17 protein-coding genes are annotated in these 21,781 nt (G+C 40.1%); 4 read left to right on the top strand and 13 right to left on the bottom strand.

All coding sequences use genetic code 11. The features are described from left to right. Positions 1–134: 134 nt before the first annotated feature. From BLS16_RS14575 to BLS16_RS14630, 12 genes are all read right to left on the bottom strand, one after another. Complete coding sequence (locus tag BLS16_RS14575; RefSeq protein ID WP_092334383.1) at positions 135–752, bottom strand: hypothetical protein; 618 nt, start codon at positions 750–752, stop codon at positions 135–137. A gap of 150 nt (positions 753–902) precedes the next feature. Then, on the bottom strand, positions 903–1,472 hold the full coding sequence (locus BLS16_RS14580) for a universal stress protein (RefSeq protein ID WP_092334385.1): 570 nt from the start codon (positions 1,470–1,472) through the stop codon (positions 903–905). 32 nt (positions 1,473–1,504) lie between these two features. Next, positions 1,505–3,316, bottom strand: a complete 1,812-nt coding sequence (locus BLS16_RS14585) for a SulP family inorganic anion transporter (protein WP_092334387.1) — start codon at positions 3,314–3,316, stop codon at positions 1,505–1,507. A 770-nt stretch (positions 3,317–4,086) separates the two neighbouring features. Beyond that, positions 4,087–4,434 (bottom strand): YlbF/YmcA family competence regulator, encoded by a 348-nt coding sequence (locus BLS16_RS14590; RefSeq protein ID WP_092334389.1) that lies wholly within the window; start codon positions 4,432–4,434, stop codon positions 4,087–4,089. A gap of 223 nt (positions 4,435–4,657) precedes the next feature. Next, entirely contained in the window at positions 4,658–6,550 is a 1,893-nt protein-coding gene (aprA, locus tag BLS16_RS14595) for an adenylyl-sulfate reductase subunit alpha (protein WP_092334391.1), read from the bottom strand. A 39-nt stretch (positions 6,551–6,589) separates the two neighbouring features. Then, the gene (gene aprB, locus BLS16_RS14600) at positions 6,590–7,027 is read right to left on the bottom strand and encodes an adenylyl-sulfate reductase subunit beta (RefSeq protein WP_092334393.1); all 438 of its coding nucleotides are present in this window, start codon (positions 7,025–7,027) and stop codon (positions 6,590–6,592) included. 86 nt (positions 7,028–7,113) lie between these two features. After that, positions 7,114–8,280, bottom strand: coding sequence for a sulfate adenylyltransferase (gene sat / locus BLS16_RS14605; RefSeq protein WP_092334395.1), 1,167 nt, complete (start codon positions 8,278–8,280; stop codon positions 7,114–7,116). 270 nt (positions 8,281–8,550) lie between these two features. Continuing rightward, complete coding sequence (locus BLS16_RS14610; RefSeq protein ID WP_092334397.1) at positions 8,551–9,720, bottom strand: (Fe-S)-binding protein; 1,170 nt, start codon at positions 9,718–9,720, stop codon at positions 8,551–8,553. A gap of 78 nt (positions 9,721–9,798) precedes the next feature. Further along, entirely contained in the window at positions 9,799–12,015 is a 2,217-nt protein-coding gene (locus BLS16_RS14615; protein ID WP_092334399.1) for a hydrogenase iron-sulfur subunit, read from the bottom strand. Positions 12,016–12,019: 4 nt separating this feature from the next. Beyond that, positions 12,020–13,252, bottom strand: coding sequence for a CoB--CoM heterodisulfide reductase iron-sulfur subunit A family protein (locus BLS16_RS14620; RefSeq protein ID WP_092334401.1), 1,233 nt, complete (start codon positions 13,250–13,252; stop codon positions 12,020–12,022). Between the two features lie 703 nt (positions 13,253–13,955). Then, positions 13,956–14,843 (bottom strand): NAD(P)-dependent oxidoreductase, encoded by an 888-nt coding sequence (locus tag BLS16_RS14625; protein ID WP_092334403.1) that lies wholly within the window; start codon positions 14,841–14,843, stop codon positions 13,956–13,958. Positions 14,844–15,090: 247 nt separating this feature from the next. After that, the gene (locus BLS16_RS14630) at positions 15,091–15,474 is read right to left on the bottom strand and encodes a desulfoferrodoxin (protein ID WP_092334405.1); all 384 of its coding nucleotides are present in this window, start codon (positions 15,472–15,474) and stop codon (positions 15,091–15,093) included. A 250-nt stretch (positions 15,475–15,724) separates the two neighbouring features. Between BLS16_RS14630 and BLS16_RS14635 the strand changes: the two genes are divergently transcribed. The 4 genes from BLS16_RS14635 to BLS16_RS14650 all read left to right on the top strand — a co-directional run bounded on the left by BLS16_RS14635 (position 15,725) and on the right by BLS16_RS14650 (position 20,664). Beyond that, positions 15,725–17,410, top strand: coding sequence for a long-chain-fatty-acid--CoA ligase (locus tag BLS16_RS14635; RefSeq protein WP_092334407.1), 1,686 nt, complete (start codon positions 15,725–15,727; stop codon positions 17,408–17,410). 62 nt (positions 17,411–17,472) lie between these two features. After that, the gene (locus tag BLS16_RS14640; RefSeq protein ID WP_092334409.1) at positions 17,473–18,609 is read left to right on the top strand and encodes a 2-hydroxyacyl-CoA dehydratase family protein; all 1,137 of its coding nucleotides are present in this window, start codon (positions 17,473–17,475) and stop codon (positions 18,607–18,609) included. 17 nt (positions 18,610–18,626) lie between these two features. Beyond that, positions 18,627–19,859, top strand: coding sequence for a 2-hydroxyacyl-CoA dehydratase subunit D (locus tag BLS16_RS14645; protein ID WP_092334411.1), 1,233 nt, complete (start codon positions 18,627–18,629; stop codon positions 19,857–19,859). A 25-nt stretch (positions 19,860–19,884) separates the two neighbouring features. Continuing rightward, positions 19,885–20,664 carry an acyl-CoA dehydratase activase gene (locus BLS16_RS14650; RefSeq protein WP_092334413.1) on the top strand — a complete coding sequence of 260 codons (780 nt, stop codon included), beginning with the start codon at positions 19,885–19,887 and terminating at the stop codon, positions 20,662–20,664. A 19-nt stretch (positions 20,665–20,683) separates the two neighbouring features. On the opposite strand, the gene BLS16_RS14655 is transcribed toward BLS16_RS14650, so the two are convergent. Beyond that, positions 20,684–21,736, bottom strand: coding sequence for a M14 family zinc carboxypeptidase (locus tag BLS16_RS14655; protein WP_092334415.1), 1,053 nt, complete (start codon positions 21,734–21,736; stop codon positions 20,684–20,686). Positions 21,737–21,781 lie beyond the last annotated feature (45 nt).

Below are 21,781 nucleotides of genomic sequence, written 5' to 3' on the forward strand. Positions count from 1 at the left end.
AATTCTTTAATTTTTAATAGTTGTCCTTTTTGATAAAAAACATACTACAAAAAGCTTCATAGGGAGGTTAATCTCTATGAAGCCTAATTAGATTCTCTTATTACAACTATTATTTAACTCAGTAATCTCGCTTTTTAATCCATCCAAATATTAAGTTGATCCTTATGCTCGATAATTCTCCTGGCAATATTAGTCCCAACGTATTTGAAATATTTATCGGTATAATCAAGATCATCAATGTACTTGTCACTTTCGACAACTCTACGAAGCAAAGGAAAAATATTGGTTTTATTGAGGTCAAAGTGCTCAATAGATTTAATGAATTCGTCCCCTAAATTTGTGGTTCCCCAAGACTTTGGGCCTTTCTCAGGTTTCATTGCATAGACTCGTCTTAAAAATTCAAAGGGAAAGGCACCAAAAGATATTAGGATTTTCGGCTTATGCAATGAAGCAAACTCTCGAAAATTGGCTATTTCTGCGGCCACTTTAGCATCCCACCAATTCAATGTGTTCGGAACTATACTACTGTCGGAAACAGCAAACCGCGTATAAATTTTAGAAGAATCTATCCTTTTACGTAATTCCCTATATACCTGATCTTGAATTTCCGCCAATACAGGCGTCCAAATATAATGTCGCACAGCAGGATGCTTAGGATTAAATAATAACCAGATTGGATAAATCATCTCTCCCGACTTCCCGTTTGCCTGATCCGTCAAAGACAAATCTCTGCTAAGAGTTGAATCAGTCAACCTGATCCCGCCTTTCAAATTATGATAGTAATATACACCAAAATAGGTTCTCGTGAATTGAGCTAAACCCAATCAGCCCCGAAGAGACAATTCTCTGCGGGGCTGATTGGGTTTTCAAAAAAGATAGGAGATCAACTGAGAGAACCGGGACTATAGATGATTAACTTTTAAAACATTGCTGTTATCATCGGAGCAATAATTATCAATAAAATCTTGGGGCAACTTCTTAATTAACAAAACAGGGATAGGTGATCTATTTAGAACATTGTGAGCTATACAACCAAAAATCAGGCCTTTTAGCGTGGTTAAACCCCGAGTACCCATGATAATTAACTTGAATTCTTTCTTTTCCGCATACTCAAGAAGCGCATCTACTGTGTCAGATATGCTAGGGTTACAATAGATTACATGATGACTGACATTCTTACCTCTTTCAGTAAAAATTTCGTTAGTTCTATTAAGAATATCATTATACAAATTTCTTACATTAGTATCTGACTCAATGACACGTTTCATCCACTCTGACGTAGGACTAACTGGCCAAGTATCGATCCAACTGTACTCTGTACCCATTGAACCTTCATCACTTTCCTGAACCTGTACAATAGTTAGATGCATATTCGGCATATTTTTTAGCAAATTCGCCGCGTATACTGCAGCCGAAAATGCCTGCTGAGATCCATCAGAATAAAGAAGCACATTGAATTTTGAGTCACTCATATTAAGACCTCCTTCGTATTTCTTTCTTCTATTTAAAAGGCTGCTGTGTTTCGATTATTAATACCGTTATTTACATTCGTTGCGGTTTCAGATTCTAATAAGTTACAGGCTGCAGTTTTCTCTTTACTGTCAATGATGTCACAACCTAAAACGGATTTTGCTCTTTCTAAGGCATTGGTAGAAGATGCAAAAATTTCATTCTCGGACATAAAGATGTTATCTTCTCCAATATCCGAAGTTACATGTGAATTAAGCAATAAAGAGTTGAACTCAGACTTTACTCCGCTGAAGATAACAATTCCGCCAGATTCTTTAACTGTTCTAATAAACACCTTCAAGGCACCTAAAGCAGTTAAATCAATTGTAGCTACATATTTCATTCTTAGAATAAATACTTTTGATTTATCCGTTAGATCATCCAATTTTGTTTGTAAATCCTCCGCAGAACCAAAGAAAAGATTTCCTTCTAACTGAATGATTAGAATATCAACTTTATCTTTAAGGGATTTAACTTCTTTTTCGATCACATGGCCATTCTTCTCTTGTGAAGGAAGAAGTATTTTTAAAGGCGCCTTATTAGTGTCTTTAAGATATAAGGCAATAGAAATTGCAATCCCTGTGTAGATTGCCACATCTAAATGAGGCATTACAATTGTCGCAATGGCTGTAGTAAACATTGCAATAGAATCCGATTTAAACTTACCAGCCTTCACAATATGCATAATTTCCTTTTTATCTACCATGTTATAAGCAATAACCAGAATTACACCCGCAAGACATGGATTAGGAATATATTGTGCATAGGGTGCAAAAAACAGTAAGACTAAGGCAACTACAATACCTGACATCATTCCGGCAAGTCTGGTAACTGCACCACTTTGATAATTGATTGCTGAACGAGTAAAAGATCCTGACCCGGCAAAGCATTGAAAGAATGCAGCTCCGGCATTAGCCAGACCTTGGCCAATAAACTCTTGGTTTGCATCTATTTTCTGCCTTGATGTTGTGGCAATTGATTTTGAAATTGCTATAGCCTCAACTAAGCCAATGATGGCAATTGCAACTGCACCACCAAAAAGATTCTGCATAACGTTAAGGTCAAATTGAATCATTTTAAAGGGCGGAAGGGAGGAAGGTATAAATCCAGTTAGCTTTACACCCTTTTGATCCAGGGAAAACATTACAATAAATATAATTGGAATAATGATTCCGATCAATGCTCCGGGGATTTTCTTATTAATTTTTTTGCAAACTATAATAATGGCCATAGTCATCGCACCAAGTCCAAGTGCATACAGATTAGTCTGGCTTAAATGAGTCATAACATAATAGAATTTCTGCATCGTTGACATATGAGCGGAATCTTTAATAGAAATACTCAGCAGTGTACTGAGTTGACCTAAGCCGATCAATACTCCTGCCCCAGCTGTAAAACCTATTACAACAGAATGAGACACAAAGTTAATAACTTTTCCAAGTTTTATAACTCCAAATAGGATCTGTAACACCCCAACCATAAACGTCATTAAGAAGAGCATCTGATAGACATTCTCTTGGCCCATATACTTGCCTAGACTACTTGCAACGAGTAGTGCAATAGCATTAGTAGGACCAGCAATTGCGTGATTTGAACTACCAAACGCCGAGGCAATAATAGTCGATACAATAGCAGTATACAAACCATAAACAGGATTAACACCAGCAATTAATGCATATGCCATTGACTGGGGAATGACTACAACTGCGACAGTTAATGCGGCGATTAAGTCTTTACTTAAATATTCCTTTTTATAATTCGTTAAGGTTCCAATTAAAGGAATATACTTAAATCTTGTTAAGTACAAAGGAATTCCACCTTTCACGATAGTTTAAGCTGACAATACCCAAACTTTTTCTTCATAGACTCTTTTTATTTTCCCGATTTATATTTCCTATAACAACAAAATTAATAGCTATAAAAAATACCCTCCCTCCTCTTGAAAGGGTTTACGAATCCGTCAAACTCAGGATTATTAATGGTGAAAACTTAAGAGTACGATGTATTATAGCTAAGCGGCAGAATTTTGGAGACAGTTGAAAGAGATTTTTTTCACTTATAACCTACGGACAGGCTATTAATTTCAATAAATTAGTGTCTTCCGCTATTTTTAATCTAAAATCAAGGCTAATTCATTGAGATACAAGTCTTAGAAATACCCTCTAATTCACCTCCAATCATCAAACTCTCTATATATTTACACCTACTACCTATTTTTCACCTAGACTGGATAAGGTAGTCAAACGTTATAAATTGCACAAGCTAATCCATAAGCTACGTTTAACTTCCTATTATTTGTAGATTAGCATTGATAGTATATCAAGTCAATATTACCGCAATCGATATATCCTATTGCCGTGACAGCTGATTTGAAAGGAAATCCGTGTAATCTAAAATGGCAATACACAATACGCAATTGAAGATTCTAAAGGCGTATATGTATTGCCATTTTATCTAGATAATGGTATATATTTTCACTGATTAGGTGTTATATTCATGTACATTACTTCCATTTAAGGACTTCGAAGTAGAAAGCCAGTGACAAGCTAATCTAGAGATTAAAATTGTCAATTGCCATTATTTATCGATACTTTTTATCCCATTTTTGATATTTCCAGATATCTGCTCCATAAACTCTTGGAAGTTTGTGTTAGCCTGATTACTAGCTAAAACTTGACGATTTTTGATGCATGTTTTCTCTAATTCTTGGATTTTTTCTTCTTCTTCTTTGGTTACTTCAATGCCGGCCATTAATTTTCCGCGATGTTCATTTTTCATTTTTTGAAGATCTTCTACTAACTTTCGAGCTTCCGCATCTTGAAAAAGATCATACTCAGCCTTTTTGAAATCTTTATAGATATCAGATTGGGCAATCGCTTTACCTAGTTCAATACTCTTTTGCATTAATTCCTCAATTTGATCCATGTTATTTCCTCCTTTAAATTATTATATTATTTCACACTTACAATTAAATAATAACTGATTACCACAAAATCTTAAAGGAAGAATTTAGATATTTGTGTTAAAGAAATAGGGAATGGATACAAAATTCCGAGAGATCACGAAAATTTGCACCATCCCCTCTTGAAATCAGCCTACAAATAGACTATTATTTTTACTTAGTCTACTTGACCTAACATGGTTTGGATTAAAAGGATACGCCAAACATATCAAGAACAGGCTTTTTAAATACTGACCATTCATTAGCATTTGGATCCCACTTCATGTTAACGAAGCAGCGCCAGTTCTCTTCATCAATGGTAGGTTTGTCTGTTCTGATATAGTATCCAGGCCAACGTGTTTCTTCACGGAAGGTTACAGCTTTGAGGTGAGACTCAGCTTGCCATAATCTGTGTTTGTTTTCCCAAACTCTCAACAGTTCATAAAGATCAGCTGCAGCTAATTTTTCAGAGTCTTCTTTGAGGAACTCCATCAATTCTGCTGCTCTTGTTAAGGACGCTTCGTTCATGTTGAAGAACACGTTTGCTCCACCAACATACTCATCCATCATTTTTTGTAGACGATACATGAATTGCTTTGGAAGAATATAATTTGGGTTAACACTAGGATCGGTACTGAAATCTTTGTGTTGCTCATAGATTTCAAGTGGTTTTACGATTGCTGCTTTGATGTCTTCAACAACTTGAGCATCTGCCTCAATCAAGGTATTGTTGTCTAAGATATATTTGCAAGCTGCTTTAGCTGCAATACGTCCTTCAGCGTGTGTACCTGAGGAGAACTTGTGAGCGCAAGCTCCTGTAGCGTCACCGGCAGCAAAGAGTGCAGGAACTGTGGTCATGTTAGCATAACCCCAGAAGTAGTCGGTTCCAGCAGAGAGATCTTCTGGACCAGATACCCAAGCACCTGATGCACCGGAGTGAGAGCTGATGAAGTAAGGCTCTGTAGCAGCGATTTCGGAAGATCTTACTTCCGGCTCAACGTTGGTAGCTGCCCAAAGTAAAGCTTGTGCAATTGTCATATCAAGGAAGTCTTCCCAAGCTTCATTCTCTAAGGTTTTCATTTTCTTCTTGAAGGCTTTCTCGTCACCCTCATAAGCTTTAGCTAAGTTAGCAATAGCTTCCTCAGTACGCATGAAGAGAGGTCCTTTACCTTCTTGAATATCTAACAATCCGAGGTGATTACGGAGGTTAGCAGGAATTGGTTTAATTTTTCCGAATACGCCCCAGTTTTCTAATTCGCTAGCACGGGTTTCCATGTAGTTTTCACCCAATGCATTGGTAGCGCGGGATTTAAAGAGTAAGAACCAAGCTCCTACTGGACCATAAGCATCTTTAAAGCGGATAGGAACGAAACGTACTTCTTGACAGGTCATTTCTGCTCCAGCCTTCATGGTGAAGTAAGCAGATGAACCTGTGGAGAAAGGAGGATACCATGAACGTCCAGCACCTTCACCAGTGGATTTTGGTTTGAAGACACCGACGGTTCCACCCATTGCACATAAAGTAGCTTTTGCTTTGAAGACATAGATTTTGTTTTCACGAACACTGAATCCGACAGCTCCAACGCATTTGCCATCTTTCATGAGTGGTTCGGTAATGAAAACTCTCTCATAAATGTTTTCTTCGCCTAAAGCATTTTTAGCAGCTTCAGCAACGATAACCTTGTAGGACTCACCGCTGATCATTAATTGCCATTTACCCTCGTGAACATATCCGCCATTTTCGTCTTTCCATAATGGGAGACCCCATTTTTCAAAGAGGTGAACGGAGCTGTCAACGTGACGGGCGATGTTAGCGACCAAGTCATCACGAGCAATACCCATCAAGTCGCCTTTAACGTATCTAACATAATCTTCAACTGTGTTTTTACCTTCAGCAAGACCAACATATAAGTTAATAGCGGACAATCCCATTCCGACTGCACCGGAACGTGGCATTGATGCTTTATCAACTAAGGTTACTTTAATTCCATGTTTTTTGCCCCAGTATGCTGCTTCTACAGCAGCACCACAGGATCCCATTCCGCCTCCGATGATCAGAAGGTCGGTTGTTACTTCTACTGTTTCAAAGTTCATTGGCATTGATTTTAACCTCCCTATTTATTCCCTTTTTACAAGAGCTTACTTCTTAACAGTCCAAATTGGCATATGCATTGAAGCTGGTTCAGTATACAGCTCGATGCTATCGATGTCTGTAGTCACTTCATAACCGCCATCAGGTACTGCGGAACCTTCTTCGGTTGTACGAATCGGGAATTTGAAGCGTTTGGTCATGCCGTTACGGAATTTAACAGTCCACATAATGCTATCAGAGCTACGGAGAGGTACACATGAGGCACCTAGTGGAACAAAGTCTGCATATCCACGAAGATCCATTGCTTGTTGTGGGCAAGCCTTAACACAGCATAGGCACTCCCAGCATTGGGAAGGGTCAAGGTTTACAGCCTTCATTTTCTCTTTGTCTAACAACATAAGGTCATTGGGGCATGCATACATGCAAGCTGTTTTGTCTTGCCCTTTACATCCGTCACATTTTTCTGCAATTACAAAACTTGGCATTCGTTTTACCTCCATCATTCATATATTTTTGAAACTAAACTAAAGAACTTAGGATTCTTTAGTTTAGTCTTCAACCAATGGTTAGCTTACTTTGAGGAGTAATATTTGAGCAGAATTTCAAGTACTTCTTTACGGCTGAAATTGCTAGGTGGTACTTCGCCGGCAGCTAACATAGCTCTCAGCTTAGTTCCGCTAATTTTCAGATGATCTTCTTTGCCATGTGGGCAAGTTTTTTCAGTGGTCATGCCTTCGCACTTATTGCAGTACATAGCAGCTGTTACTTTAAGAGGTTGGCAAAGGATTTCGCCTGGCTTAAAGGTATCAAAGATTTCTTGAGCTTGATAAGCTGTGTAGTAATCGCCAACGCCAGCATGGTCACGGCCAACAAGGATGTGGCTGCAGCCAAAGTTTTGACGGAAAATGGCGTGGAGGATAGCTTCGCTTGGTCCTGCATAGCGCATTTCCATAGGATAAACTTTCATCACAGCATTTTTCTCATTGAAATAATTTTTCAAAAGAACTTCATAGCACTCTAAACGAGTTTCAGCAGGAATATCTCCCTCTTTGAGTTTTCCTACGATAGGATGTATGAATAGTCCATCGCAAACTTCATTTCCCATTTTGCAGAGGAACTCATGTGAACGATGTAAAGGATTCCGGGTTTGGAAAGCTGCTACAGTTGCCCAGCCCTTTTCATCGAAGATTTTTCTGGTTTGTTCAGGAGTAGCATAGTAGTCACCATATTTTGAAGCGTATCCCAGTTGGCTAAAGGTTACCAACTCACCGCCGATGTTGACATCTCCTTGAGACATAACTTTTTTAACGCCGTCATGCGCTGCGTCATCTGTAAAGAATACAGCGTTGCACTCTTTAACTTTGTCATACTCATATTTATCGTTCACTGTTAAGATACCGCAATACGTATCAGTTTCATCATCAACTAAAGCCAATTCCATACCAATTTTGATAGTTTCAGCTTGTTCAGGAGTAACTGACAATGTAATTGGGAGAGGCCATGCTAAGCCATTGGTTAAGTGTTTTGTGTTAACTACACTTTCATAATTGGCTTTGTCCATGAATCCTGTTAGTGGGCTGAATGCCCCCATCCCGATCATTAAAAGGTCAGATGTTTCTCTTGAAGACATGCGAACCACTGGTAAGGTTTTTGCTTTTGCTAATGCATCAGCTCTTTGTGATTCAGGGAGCAATACAGGTGTTAACTTTCCACCATGGGGTGGTACTAGTTTTGACATAGTACAATCCTCCTCAAATTTTTTTATAATGAATGTGAGTATACTGCAGAAACTAGTGTTTATGATGCACACAGCCAACATCATTTCTGTCGGAAGGATACTATATAAACAGCGTTTCTGGCATCCCCCCTTTCACTAACGTTTGATACTATTTTCACCATATCAGTTAGCTAACCTCATAACTTGAATTCTAAGTAAAGAACATCTTTGATATGAGGTTAGCTCAACATCTATACTCGAGCACAAACCCTTCGTCTACATTGACCCTTATTATTTTTCAAGGGACTCGCAGAGAAATTCTGACATCTCCATGACTTTCAACACGTCATTCTTTTCTAAACCTGCGCAAGCATCATCTAACATTGTAATACAGTATGGGCAAGCAGTGACTATGATATCAGCATTTTGCTTCACTGCATCATTAATCCGTAATTCTCCGAAACGCTCACCAAAGGGTACTTCAGCCCAAATCCGTCCGCCACCGCCTGAACAGCAAAGGCTCTTATTCTTAGCCCGATCTAATTCGACAAGCTCAGCCCCTGGAACTGCCTGGAGTAGCTCACGTGGTGCGTCATAGACTAAATTGTGTCGTCCTAAGTAACATGGATCGTGGAATGTTACTTTTTTTGCAATTTCTCCTGGTAAGGAAAGCTTTCCTTCCTTCAAGAGTTCACTAAGGAGCTCTGAATAGTGCATTACTTCGTACTCTCCACCAAGCTCTGGATAATCTTGTTTAAAGGAGTACAAGCAGTGTGGGGAAGTAGTGATAATTTTCTTAACACCTTTTCCATTAAACAACTTGATGTTAGATTCAGCTAATTTAGCGAAAAGTTCTTCATCCCCGATTTTACGGATAGTTTCTCCACAACAGCTCTCTTCAGCTGTTAAGACCCCGAAGCTAACTCCAGCTTGTTGGAGAAGTTTGACAACACTTTTAGCAATTTTTTGGCTGCGTGTGTCATAACAGGATGTGCAGCATACATAAAGCAGATATTCAGTGCCTTCTGTAAATTCTGGAACATTCAATCCTTCTAGCCAGTCAGCTCTCTTCTCACGAGGTCCGGCCCAAGGATTGCCATTGGCATGAAGACTCCCTGCTACAGGTCTTAAGTGACCCGGCAAGATGCCGGCACCTACAATCGTATTACGCATTGAGCGTACGTTTTTAATAATCTCAACACTTCTCGGACAATTTGTTTGACACATGCCACAAGTAACACAGGCAAAAAGAACTTCTTCATCATCGAAACCTTCCAAGCCGAGTTGTCCTTGTCGTTGCATTTTACGAATATTAAATACTTCGCTAAGCTCACCGGGAACCTGTCGGTATGGACATAGATTGGTGCAGAGACCGCACTGCATACACCAGTTGAGCGTTTCGGCTCCTGAAGAAATAATATATTCTCTCATCTCCAGAGATACTTCTTTTATTTCATCCATAATACTGCTCCTTTGCTATCTTATGGGGACATTCTTTCTACCTGAATAGGAAGTTTGCCCCCCTAACCTTAGATCCACTTAGAACCCTTTGTATGGGTTGGGGCCAAGTTCCTCAAGTTTTGCGGCGAAGTCATCTAACATAGCAGGTATCTTGTCGTAATCCGTGATGGAGATTTGATCCATTCGCACTCGTTCTGAGTCCAGATCCAGCCTGTCTAAGGTTTCCGACACTTTGGATAATCTGATCTCGGCCAACTCGCTTCCTTTGATGAAGTGACACTGATAATCATCACCATGCTTGCAGCCTAAAAGATAGATTCCATCGATTCCAGCTGACATTGAATCAGCTATCCAAACTAAACTCAATGAGCCCAGACATCTTAGAGGGATAACGCGAACCCATGCATTATACTTAAGCCGATTAATACCAGCCATATCTAAAGCGGGGTAAGCATCATTTTCACAAGCAAAAATCAGGATTCTTGGCTTTTCTTCATCTTCATCAGGAACTTCGATTGACTTAATCAGATTACCAATCATAGGAACAGAGTAGTTCTTAAAGGTAATAATCCGTTCAGGACATGCGCCCATACAGATTCCGCATCTGCGACAGCGGGTCGGATTTGGCAACGGATTAAATTTATCATCTTCGTTAATCGCACCAAAAGGACATTCTACAGTACAACGCTTACATTGAGTACATCTCGACATTGCAAAGTCTGGGAAAGACATATCCCCTACTCGAGGGTGTACCGCCATGCCTTGGGCACTTGATTCCATACATTGAATTGCCTTTAAGGTTGCTCCTGTAGCATCTTCAATCGAAGACAATTCATCCATTGGAGCCCTTACGCTACCGGCTGCATAAATTCCGGTACGGCGAGTTTCATATGGGAAGCAGATAAAATGAGAGTCAGCAAATCCATATTTCAAGGTAGGCATTTCAGGACCTTGACGATATGAGAGATTGAGGAGATTTGATCTGAGAATAACTTCCGGCTTAGGACCATCGTCCTTCTTATCTTCCTCTGTATCTGCTTTAGCTGCGAAATCTTCTCCTAAAGCTGTTGTTGGAACCATACCATTTGCTAGAACTACCATATCCACTGCTTCAGTAGATATCGTTGCTCCAGATAGAACATCTGTTGCTTCAATAAGCAGGTTCTTTTCGCCATCTTCGGTAATACCTTTAATTTCTCCCCTGACGAAAATACTTCCATCTTTTTGCACTTGTTGATAGAGCCTCTCGTATTGACCAGGTGTTCTCATATCTTTATAGAAAACAAAAACATTTGCTTCCGGGTTTTGTTCTTTAATATAAGAAGCCTGTTTTAGGGACTCTACGCAACATGTTGCCGAACAATAGGGTAAGTGTTCAGGATCCCGTGATCCTGCGCATTGAATAAAGGCAATAGTTTGTACTTCTTTACCATCTGGACGAACAATCTTTCCTTTAGAAGCTATTTCTTCCATTTGCAGTCCAGTGATTACATTCTCATACTTGCCATAACCAAGATAATCCAATTTTGTCGGATCATATGGAACAGCTCCTGTAGCAAGAACAACGGATCCGACTCTTTCCGTGATCGTAGCACCATTTTGGCTGATTGATGCATCGAACATACCTGGTGAACCAGCTATTTCAAGAATCTCAGCACCTGTGTAGACTGTAACATCAGGATTAGCTTCAACCTCTTTAATTAACTCAGCAACATCTACCTCTTCAGGTGCAGTATAGGGTGCTTTTCGAGGAACTTGTTTAAACAAGCCATTCATCCAGCCTCCAAGAGCTGAGCTTTTCTCAACTAAAACAGCCTTATACCCTGCTTTGGCAGCTTCTAGAGCAGATGTCATACCTGTCAAGCCACCGCCAACAACTAATAGGGTTTTAACCATATTTACACCTTGATAAGGTTCAGGCAATTCAATGTGCTTCACCTTAGCAAGACCCATTCTTAGATAATCTTCCGCCATCATCTGGGTGTCTTCGTCGTTTGCTGTTTGACTCCAGATGACCTGTTCCCGAAGATTTACTCTCTCCATAATAACGGAGTCAAATTCAAAAACATCATAATTAACGCGCGGGGAACAAGCAGCAATAAGAATTGTGTTAACGCCTTCATTCTCAATGTCGCTCTTTATTAACTCTACCCCTTCAGAACCACAGAGAAAGGGGTGTGTCTTACATACAGGAACCTTGCCTTCCTTGGTAGCAACCTTGGACAGGCTCTCTATTTCCAGAGATTCTCCTAGACTACATCCAGTACAGATATAAACACCTGTTTTTTTAACCATTGGGCTACCTCCTCACCGTAGATTGAATGGCCTTAAGCGCTGCAGATGTAGAATCTTTCACCGATGAGGAAACATCCAAAGGCTTCTTAGCGCATCCTGCACCGAAAATTCCTGGTTGGGAAACAATAAAGCCATCCTCATCATAGGATATTGTATCGAGTGCACTCGAGGTAGATGGTGCCATACCTGTCGCTAGTACAACCATATCAACGGTTTCCTTCATAATTTCACCAGTTAATTGGTTCTCAACTTGTACGATTAAATCCTTCGTCTCAGGATCTTCAGAAATCTCGCCAACTTTTCCTTTTATCATGTTTATATCATCTTGGACTTTTGTATAAAAATCTTCGTGTTTTCCCATTGCTCTAACATCTATATAAAACATATAGACTTTTGCATCTGGGCTGGCGGATTTTACGTAGGTTGCCTGTTTAAGCGAAGCCATACAACAAACTCCCGAACAATAAGGAAGATGATTTTCATCTCGGGATCCTGCACACTGAACAAAAGCAATGGTTTTTACTTCTTTTCCGTCAGATGGACGAAGGATTTTTCCCGCGGTAGGACCATTAGAAGCAGCCAATCTTTCCATAATAACGTTTGTAATAACATTTTCATGACGTCCAAAACCGTAATAGTCTACCTTTTTAGCATCATAGGGTTCCCAACCGGTGGCCCATACGATTGATCCAACATTTAAATTAAAGCTTTTAGCCGACATATCTAATTCAATAGCGCCATATTCACAGGCAGCAACACATTTCCCACATTCTGCTCCCAAACAAGCTGATCCATCAATCACATACTTCATTGGGAATGCAAACTCGTGAGCGTTATAAATAGCCTTTGTTTTACCCATTCCATAATTAAACTCATTAGCCCGCTCTGCTGGACATGCCTCAGTACATTTGCCACATGCAGTACAATTATGATTCACATAACGAGGATTTGACTTAACAGTTACAGTATAGTCTCCTTCTACTCCATCAATCTTTTCGATTTCTGACAAAGTGAAGAATTTGATGCGGGGATTTTGCTTAATCCGTTTAAAATTAATCTCCAGCCCGCAGTTCGGTGGGCACAGCTTAGGAAAATACTGATTCATCTGGGCCACTCTACCACCTAGGTAGGATTTCTGTTCAACCAGATAAACTTCGCTTCCTGCCTCGGAAGCTTCAATAGCGGCTGTAAGTCCGCTCACTCCTCCTCCGACCACTAAAATACTCTTATGCGCCATCCTTCTACCTCCCTTATATGTCAATAGACTCTCGGCATTTACCGAGGCAGTTGGATCAAGAGCTTTCTCGAACCAACCTTATAGCACTCCTCCTACCTTAATAGGAGATATTTGCTTTCATAGTATATAGTACTTTCTCGCTCCTATTTTTAACTCGCGGATCATGAGGTATATGATTTCTTTCACATACTAATTAGCAACAAAACTTGTCCTATTAAATATATATCACGTCAAACGTAACAAAATGCACAAACTTGATTTAATTATTTTGCAAATTATTTATTTCACTTACAAAATAAGACTAGCACTGTGGTCGTAATAAGTCAATATGGCGATAATTAAGATATTATATAGTGAACTGATCTTCGATACCTTCGTAAATCTAGTTGAAATGATATTCTAACGATCTAACCTCTTTCTATAGAAGTTATCATGCAAATACGATTATCCTTTCCGGCTATAAATAGGCAGAAAAATATGTAAAAAGCTAAGGAATCACCGTAAACAGGATATTATTTCTCAATCTTTACGAATTTTTCCTTATATAATCATCTCTTCTACATATCCCCCCAAAATACCTTCTAGTTTTTTACTGTTTTCTACCTAACCTTAAATTCGCAATAAGGAAACCTCATGTAATCTTAATATAGAGCTTGTTAAAAAGGAGAGCATATAGCTCTCCTTTACCAATTTACGATTATCTTTAGTTATGTTCCAGATACAGTTTGAACAGCGCTTGTGTCCCGCTATTCTCCTCTCCACGTTCTGCGAGCTTTTCATATAAGGTCTTTGCTAACTCTAAACCCGGTGTGAGCAATCCCATCTGTTTTGCGGACTCTAAAGCAATCGTCATATCTTTAATGAAATGCTTTACATAAAAACCAGGCGCAAAGTTATTAGCTAACATACGCGGCGCAAGGTTACTTAAGGAGAAACTTGCTGCCGCTCCCGTTTCAATACTTTTTAAGACGACCTCAGGCTTAAGCCCTGCCTTTTGAGCGTAGGCCATTGATTCACATACCCCGATCATGGTCGAGGCAATTACTATTTGATTGCACATCTTTGTGTATTGACCGGCTCCGGCACTTCCTTGTAAAACTACATTTTTGCCTAAGCAATTAAAAATTGGAAGTATTCTATTAAACACTTCTTCGTCCCCACCGACCATTATCGCCAGGCGAGCCTCTTTTGCTCCTACATCTCCTCCGGATACGGGCGCATCAAGTGCATACATACCGAGGACAGATGCCTCATTATAGATCTTCTTAGCAAGGTCGGGAGATGAGGTAGTCATATCAACGAAATGGCTGCCCTTTTTAGCATTTTTTAGAATTCCATTTGCTCCCAGATATACTTCTTCTACATCTTTTGGATAACCAACCATTGTAATGACTACATTACAGCTTGCAGCTAACTCAGCAATGGAATCTTGCCATTCTGCACCCATTTTAACTAAGTCCTCAGCGCTTGCCTTAGTGCGGTTGTAGACTGCTACCCTATATCCAGCCTTAAGCAAGTGACCGGCCATACTCTTACCCATAACACCTGTACCAATAAAGCCAATAATTGCGTTCTCTTTAGTTAGGCTCATAATTTTTACCCCTTCCATTAACATTGTGCTATAACAGACTGGTGATTATGTAAAGTTCTAAACACCACATTGAATCCATAAATAGATCATTACTTACCTATTACAATAAAACTATAGAATATCCATCTATAAGTGTCAAGCAAACCTCATTAAAGACATGAAAGGACAATAGCATTGCCGCTAGATCATAATGGTGGATGTGAAAAAAGCAGGCAAGTAAAACCTGCCTGCCTGCTCAATAATCATTTTACTTACTCGTCTTCCATAGACCATGAATGTTACAGTATTCTCTAACCTCAATAACCTCGTCTTCAGCAACCAAGAAAGTAGCTTCAGGCGCTTGCCCCGGTTCAAGTTCCGCCCTAAGAACTTGTTCCTTTGTCAAAACCTCTATAAACCGAATGAAATGTTTTTCCTCCATTGGGTGAGCAGCACTGCCGACCTTAACTTTAATCCCCCCACTTACTGCTTCAATAACAGGAACATGTTTTTCTAGGCTTGCATCTGTTGTACCCGCCTGTAGTATATTCATCGGTTTATTACAACAGACCAATGCAGATGCTCCAGTATTAACAACTTCAACAACATTACCACAAATGCTACATACATAAAGTTCTCTTAGATTTGTCATAGTTCAGCCTCCATCTTTTTGATTAATTTTATGTGTATTAGTATTCTCCAAATATTTAAATTTTCCTCCTTATAAATATTACTTTTTTGCAATAAAAATTAAAAACGAATTTGTCTCCAAACAATTTCAATCGTTGACAAGAACCCAAAAGGTCGTTGTTTTTTGATTATTTTAAATATTTTTAATAATCAAAACATATCTCTATATAATAATGATATACTAAACTAACTTTTTCAAAGGAGGAAAAGCGATGAGCAAGGTCTCTACCCATGAAAAATTCCTTCCTTGGACCAACCATTATGATTCTGAGGTTCCTATAACATTGAGTTATCCTCAAGAACCTCTTCCTAGCTTATTCCATAAAAGTGTCAAAAATTACGCTGAGGCAATTGCCTTGATTTTTTTCGGCCGCAAGATAAGTTACCGGCAATTAGGCTCATATGTTAATAGCTTAACAACGTCATTACATAAAATTGGCATACAACAGGGTGATCGAATCGCATTATTACTGCCGAACTGCCCTCAATATGTAATAAGTTACTATGCCATCTTAAGCTTAGGCGCAATAGTAGTCCCAGTTAATCCTTTAAGCACAGAATCTGAACTAATTCATATTTTTCGTAATGCCCAAGTCCGTATGGCTATTAGTTTGGATCTATTAGCTGGGCGATTGGAAAACGTACGACAATCTTTACACAACAATAACGAGCATCTCATCTTAGAACATACCTATTATACGGGGCTAAATGAATTTATGCCTATCCCAATAAAATATATTTATCGATTGTCACGGAAAGTACCTGCCGAAACCAAAGCACGCTTACCCTATTGCCAGTGGCTAAAAACCCTACTTCTTCAAAAAGAACAGCAACCCAACCCTTGCGCAATTGATCTTTATAGAGATATCGCAGTGTTAATTTATACCGGAGGAACAACCGGTAAGCCGAAAGGGGTTATGCTCACACATCAAGCCTTAGTTGCCAATGCAAGTCAGGGCGCTGCCTGGGTTCAAATGCATGAAAATGATCGTTTACTTGCAGTACTACCAATATTTCATGGTTTTGGAATGTCAGTTTGTATGAATGCACCTCTAATCTCAGGATCTTCCTGTGTCCTTATTCCGCGTTTTAATGGAGATGACATTCTCAAAGGAATTCATCGCTACCATCCAACACTATTTGCTGGAGTTCCTACCATGTTTATAGGCCTTATTAACCATCCCTGTTTATCTCAGTATAATCTTTCCTCTCTACGAGGTTGTTTTGTCGGAGCAGCTCCTTTAGCCCCTGAAGTTAAGCGCAAATTCGAAGACCTAACAGGAAGCAGGCTTATGGAAGGCTATGGGTTGACTGAAGTGGTTACAGCTGTCTGTGCCAACCCCTATCGTGGTGTTAATAAAACCGGCAGTATTGGGATACCCTTTCCGGATGTCTATATGCAAGTAAAAGATCTTCAGACCGGGGAGAACTTGCCACCCCTAGAAGTCGGTGAAATATCACTCACGTGTCCGGAGGTCATGCTCGGATATTATAATCAACCTCTAGAAACTTCTCAAGCACTTCGAGAGGGTTGGTTATATACCGGCGATATCGGCTATATGGATGAAGAAGGGTACTTCTATTTAATCGATCGCAAGAAGGACATGATTATTTGCGGGGGATTTAATGTCTATCCCCGGGAAGTTGAGGATGTCCTCTACCAATATCCATCTGTAAAAGAGGCATGCGTAATCGGTATTCCAGACAATTATAAAGGTGAGGTTGTTAAGGCGTTTATTACTTTAAAAGAAGACGCCAGTGCCAAGGAACATGATGTTATCGAATTTTGCCGACAACATCTTTTACCGTACAAAGTTCCTCAGCAGGTAGAGATTCGAGATGAGCTTCCTATGACTGCTATTGGGAAGATTTTAAAGCGTGCTCTCCGTGAGGGATAGTATTAATCTTATCAACAAACCTAAAATCAAAGTGTTAAAACATATGGAGAGGAGTACTATGAATGTCTGATAATAACGGCCAAATAAACTCTTCAAATGCACTGGAATTACTTCTTGAAGAGGCCAGCTTAAAGGGCACTTATCGAATGAAGCGTTACCCAGGCAAAAAGTTCTTTGGATACTTTTGTTCATATTTTCCCGAAGAACTAATCATTGCAGCAGGTTTTGAACCCTTACGTCTCTTGCCGGATTCTGAAAACTCTACACCTGCTGAACTCCCGGGATATTGCTGTTCTCTAGCAAAAGGGACATTAGATATGGAAATCAGAAAACAATACTACGATCTGATTGGTATAGGTTTTACTCATACTTGTGACACCATGCAATGTCTGAGCGGAGTGTGGAGCGCCTGTGGTCAAACTAAAACCGTTGACATTGTTCCTCCGGTCATGCTAAACGCTCCTGGAGCATTCAGCTATTACCTGGCTGAAACTAAAAATCTTATGATGACCCTCTCTTCCCTGACCCAAACTGCGATTAAAGAAAGTTCTATTCTTGAAGCCATCAAATTATGTGCTCATACGCGGAGCTTAGTTACAGAAATTGATAACCTCCGGTCAATTCTTCCTTCCCCTTTAGTTTTCTCAATCCTTAGAGCCGGACAACTTATGCCTCGAGTAGAATATGTGAAAGCTCTTGAAGAGTGCCTCCCTGATTTAAAGGAAATGTCCTCAAAAAACCTTCATCAGGTAAAGATACTGGTCAGCAGCGCTGTTTTAGAAAGCGACAGCCTTTTTGCAATGATCGAAGAATTAGGAGGTAGAGTGGTTGCCGATGATACATGTACCGGCTACCGTCACTATTCGGGAAATACGGTTTGGGGATCAGTTAATCCACTCACCGACATCGTCCAAAGATACTCAGAAATGCCGCCCTGCCCCTGTAAGAACCGCAGTCTCAATGAAAGGATTCACCATCTCACTACTCTAGCTAAACATCGAAATGCCCAAGGGGCTATTATTATCATTCGTAAATTTTGCGAGCCCCATGCTTGGGATGCAGTTTCACTAGCAGAAAGTTTAAGAGAAAAGGGTATTCGTACTTTAACCCTTGAACTTGAAGGAGCAAGTGTGGGGGGACAGGAAAGAACGAGACTTCAAGCCTTCTTAGAAGGTTTACTTGAAAGTCCAGATTTGTAAAAGGAGCTAGTGAGAATATGAATGAGGTACGAGAGAAGCAAAGTAATTACCGTCCTTTATCCAGCAAAAAAGCACTACAAAAAACCATGGGCCGTTATTATGCCTTAACAAACTATCACCGCTACTGGGGCAAAATTTTTCGTCGTCCTTTAGCCTGGGTCACCAGCGGTGCTCCGGTAGAGCTACTGCGAGCTTTCAATATTCATTCCGCTTACCCGGAACAATACGCAGCAATCTATAGTGCACGTAATGCAACAGTAGCCTTGTGTGAAGTTTCAGAAGCCGCCGGTTATTCTCAAGATCTCTGTTCTTATGCCCGATCAAATATTGGCGGAGTCCTGCGGCCTGATTTGGCACCATTAGGCGGAATGCCCAAACCCAACCTCCTAGTTGCTTGCAATAACATTTGTGGAACAGTTCTAAAATGGTATGAAGTTTTAGCACGTCATTTTAAAGTGCCTCTTTTGGTTTTAGATACTCCATTTTTACCCCATGAATTTACTGCACAAGCTAAAGCGTATGTTTTAGAACAATTAATCTCCATGGCCAATGATTTAGAAAAAATTACAGGGTGCCCTTTCGACGAGAAAAAGTTAGCAGCAGAAATGAAGCGCAGTCGAGAAATCACTTCCCTCTGGATAGAAACCCGACAGTATTGTCAAAACAGTCCCTCTCCCCTGAACGCCCCCGACCTCTTTATTAATATGGCTCCTATTGTGGTTCTTCGGGGTTCAAAGGCAGGTATTGAATATTATCGTAAGCTAAGAGATGAAGTTAAACAAAGAGCTGCTCTGGCTCAAGGAGCCATCGAAGATGAGCGAATTCGCCTAGTCTGGGACAACATCGCTATCTGGCCTCAATTATTTAGTTTTTATAAAATGTTTTCTGAGAAAGGAGCATGTTTTATTACAGACACTTATAGTGGCGGATGGGCCGTCGAACATGCTCCAGGAACTCCAATGGAAAGCTTAGCTGCAACTTATACAGAAATCTTCCTGAACCGCTCCCCAAAATACCGAGCGAATCAATTAATTAAATTAATCGAAGATTATAAGGCTAATGGATTTGTAATGCATTCTAATCGCTCCTGCAAACCCTATTCTTTAGTTCAAGAAGTTATCCGTAAAGAAGTTATGCGAGAAACAGGAGTGCCGGGGTTAATGATCGAGGCGGATATGGCCGACCCTAGGGCTTATGCCGAAGAACCTGTCCGCAACCGGGTTCAAGCTTTCTTGGAAACATTTTTATAAGATTAAAATCAAGGAGGAGAAATACATGCCCAATCATTATATAGGAGTCGACATTGGATCTCTTACTGTCAAAGTTGTACTCATCGACGATGATTTAAAAATAATTGGTCAAGGAAAAGAAAGGGCGGGCTATAGTGGGCGAACCATTGCCCAAAAATTGATCGCAGAAGTACTCGCAAAATCTGGTTTAACAACTCAAAATGTCGGTGCCACAGTTGCTACAGGCTATGGACGAGTAACCTTCTCAGCTGATCGTGAAGTATCAGAAATCACTTGTCAAGCCAAGGGAATCAGCCATCTTTTTCCCAGTGCTCGAACAGTTATTGATATAGGGGGGCAAGATAGCAAGGTTATAAAACTCTTTCCCAACGGAAAGGTTGCAGATTTTACAATGAATGACAAATGCGCAGCCGGCACCGGTCGGTTTCTGGAAGTAATGGCTTCAGCCCTTGAAGTGGATTGGCAGGAAATTAGCGAATTAGTCTCCGCTTCTAAAAAACCAACTAAAATCTCTTCCTTTTGTACTGTTTTTGCCGAGTCTGAAATCATATCTCAAGTTTCAGCCGGCGAATTAAAAGCTGATATTTTAGCAGGAGTATGTGATTCGGTAGCAAGCAGAGTCGCCTCAATGAGTCGTCGTACAGGATTAGAGCCGGATATCGTGTTTACTGGTGGAGTAGCACATAATGATGGAGTCGTAAAAGCACTGGCCAAACAACTTGACTTTTCCTTACTTATATCACAAGAACCAGTCATCACAGCTGCTTTAGGGGCTGCATTAATTGCCAGAGAAATTAAGAAATAAGATAAACACAGCCAGTTTCCTAAACATAAATTCCCATCAAGAAAATCCCGATAACCTTGCTCCAAATATCCCAGAACTGAGCAATGGGCAGAGGGTTTACTCCAAGACCACACTCGACGGTAAATCCCGGGCGTCTCCAATCTTGAATAAACCAATCCTTATACCCTGCATCACTTTCAACATACCGAACAGCTTCATATCCACTGACTTCAACCAAACGGGTTACGATTAGTTGAGATTCATTAGGCTCTAACCCCCGATATCCCCAATAAATCTCCTCTCCTTGGGTATGGAATGCACTAACCAACCGAAAATTATGTGATTGGGTAAACTCCGCTATAGCCCTAGACTCCGGCTCGGATAGAGGTGCATTCCCGGGATAATTCTGTGGGGAAGGCGCTGATGCTGCTCGCCGCGAAACTTCAGTTTCCCAATGGGCTGGAAATTGATCGTTTAAGTCTACACCTCGAATATTGGCTTTCCACCCCCTGAAATCTCGAGACCCTGAATTAATCATTAAGGCAGTTTGATAAGCCTTAGTGTTCGTGGCAATTTTCCCCTGCACAAGCTGGACACCATCCGGATTGACCATAGGAACAATCCATAAAGAAGTTGTGTCAAACAAGCCCTGAATATTAAAGGACCCGATTTTCTTCCCAGAAGCATATGCTTTAGCATAGTTTTCAATGAACTTCATTAAAAGGACAGTGGTAATCCATTCATTAGCATGAAAAGAGCCATTATAGTGGACTTCCTTTTTCCCATGTCCGAGTTTTACAACCGGAATAGAACGGCCCATAACGGTTGATCCAATAGAATTGACTTCAATAAACGGATATAACTCTTCAAGAGACTGCAGATCATTAAGCATTTCGTCATAACCATAGCTTTCTCGGGGAATTACAATGGTTCTCTGAACTGCCGGCCTTGGAATGTTAATTACTTGACCCGGCTGGATTAAAGCAGGGTTTCTAATCGATGAATTAGCAACCAATAATGCGTTAAGGTTTATTCCGTACTTCTTTGCAATATTATATAGTGTTTCACCCTTTTTAACAGTATGTTTTATCATTACAAGACACCCCCTAAATACCTACCTATATGTATCGGTCAACAA

Origin of the sequence: Desulfosporosinus hippei DSM 8344 (assembly GCF_900100785.1) — a bacterium.
In the GTDB taxonomy this organism is placed as follows: Bacteria; Bacillota; Desulfitobacteriia; order Desulfitobacteriales; family Desulfitobacteriaceae; genus Desulfosporosinus; species Desulfosporosinus hippei.

What these genes read in the sequence shown, in the direction of transcription:
- BLS16_RS14580 (WP_092334385.1), bottom strand. Translation starts at nt 1,472, where the DNA reads ATGAGTGACTCAAAATTCAATGTGCTTCTTTATTCTGATGGATCTCAG.
- BLS16_RS14590 (WP_092334389.1), bottom strand. Translation starts at nt 4,434, where the DNA reads ATGGATCAAATTGAGGAATTAATGCAAAAGAGTATTGAACTAGGTAAA.
- aprA (WP_092334391.1), bottom strand. Translation starts at nt 6,550, where the DNA reads ATGCCAATGAACTTTGAAACAGTAGAAGTAACAACCGACCTTCTGATC.
- aprB (WP_092334393.1), bottom strand. Translation starts at nt 7,027, where the DNA reads ATGCCAAGTTTTGTAATTGCAGAAAAATGTGACGGATGTAAAGGGCAA.
- sat (WP_092334395.1), bottom strand. Translation starts at nt 8,280, where the DNA reads ATGTCAAAACTAGTACCACCCCATGGTGGAAAGTTAACACCTGTATTG.
- BLS16_RS14610 (WP_092334397.1), bottom strand. Translation starts at nt 9,720, where the DNA reads ATGGATGAAATAAAAGAAGTATCTCTGGAGATGAGAGAATATATTATT.
- BLS16_RS14615 (WP_092334399.1), bottom strand. Translation starts at nt 12,015, where the DNA reads ATGGTTAAAAAAACAGGTGTTTATATCTGTACTGGATGTAGTCTAGGA.
- BLS16_RS14620 (WP_092334401.1), bottom strand. Translation starts at nt 13,252, where the DNA reads ATGGCGCATAAGAGTATTTTAGTGGTCGGAGGAGGAGTGAGCGGACTT.
- BLS16_RS14625 (WP_092334403.1), bottom strand. Translation starts at nt 14,843, where the DNA reads ATGAGCCTAACTAAAGAGAACGCAATTATTGGCTTTATTGGTACAGGT.
- BLS16_RS14630 (WP_092334405.1), bottom strand. Translation starts at nt 15,474, where the DNA reads ATGACAAATCTAAGAGAACTTTATGTATGTAGCATTTGTGGTAATGTT.
- BLS16_RS14635 (WP_092334407.1), top strand. Translation starts at nt 15,725, where the DNA reads ATGAGCAAGGTCTCTACCCATGAAAAATTCCTTCCTTGGACCAACCAT.
- BLS16_RS14640 (WP_092334409.1), top strand. Translation starts at nt 17,473, where the DNA reads ATGTCTGATAATAACGGCCAAATAAACTCTTCAAATGCACTGGAATTA.
- BLS16_RS14645 (WP_092334411.1), top strand. Translation starts at nt 18,627, where the DNA reads ATGAATGAGGTACGAGAGAAGCAAAGTAATTACCGTCCTTTATCCAGC.
- BLS16_RS14650 (WP_092334413.1), top strand. Translation starts at nt 19,885, where the DNA reads ATGCCCAATCATTATATAGGAGTCGACATTGGATCTCTTACTGTCAAA.
- BLS16_RS14655 (WP_092334415.1), bottom strand. Translation starts at nt 21,736, where the DNA reads ATGATAAAACATACTGTTAAAAAGGGTGAAACACTATATAATATTGCA.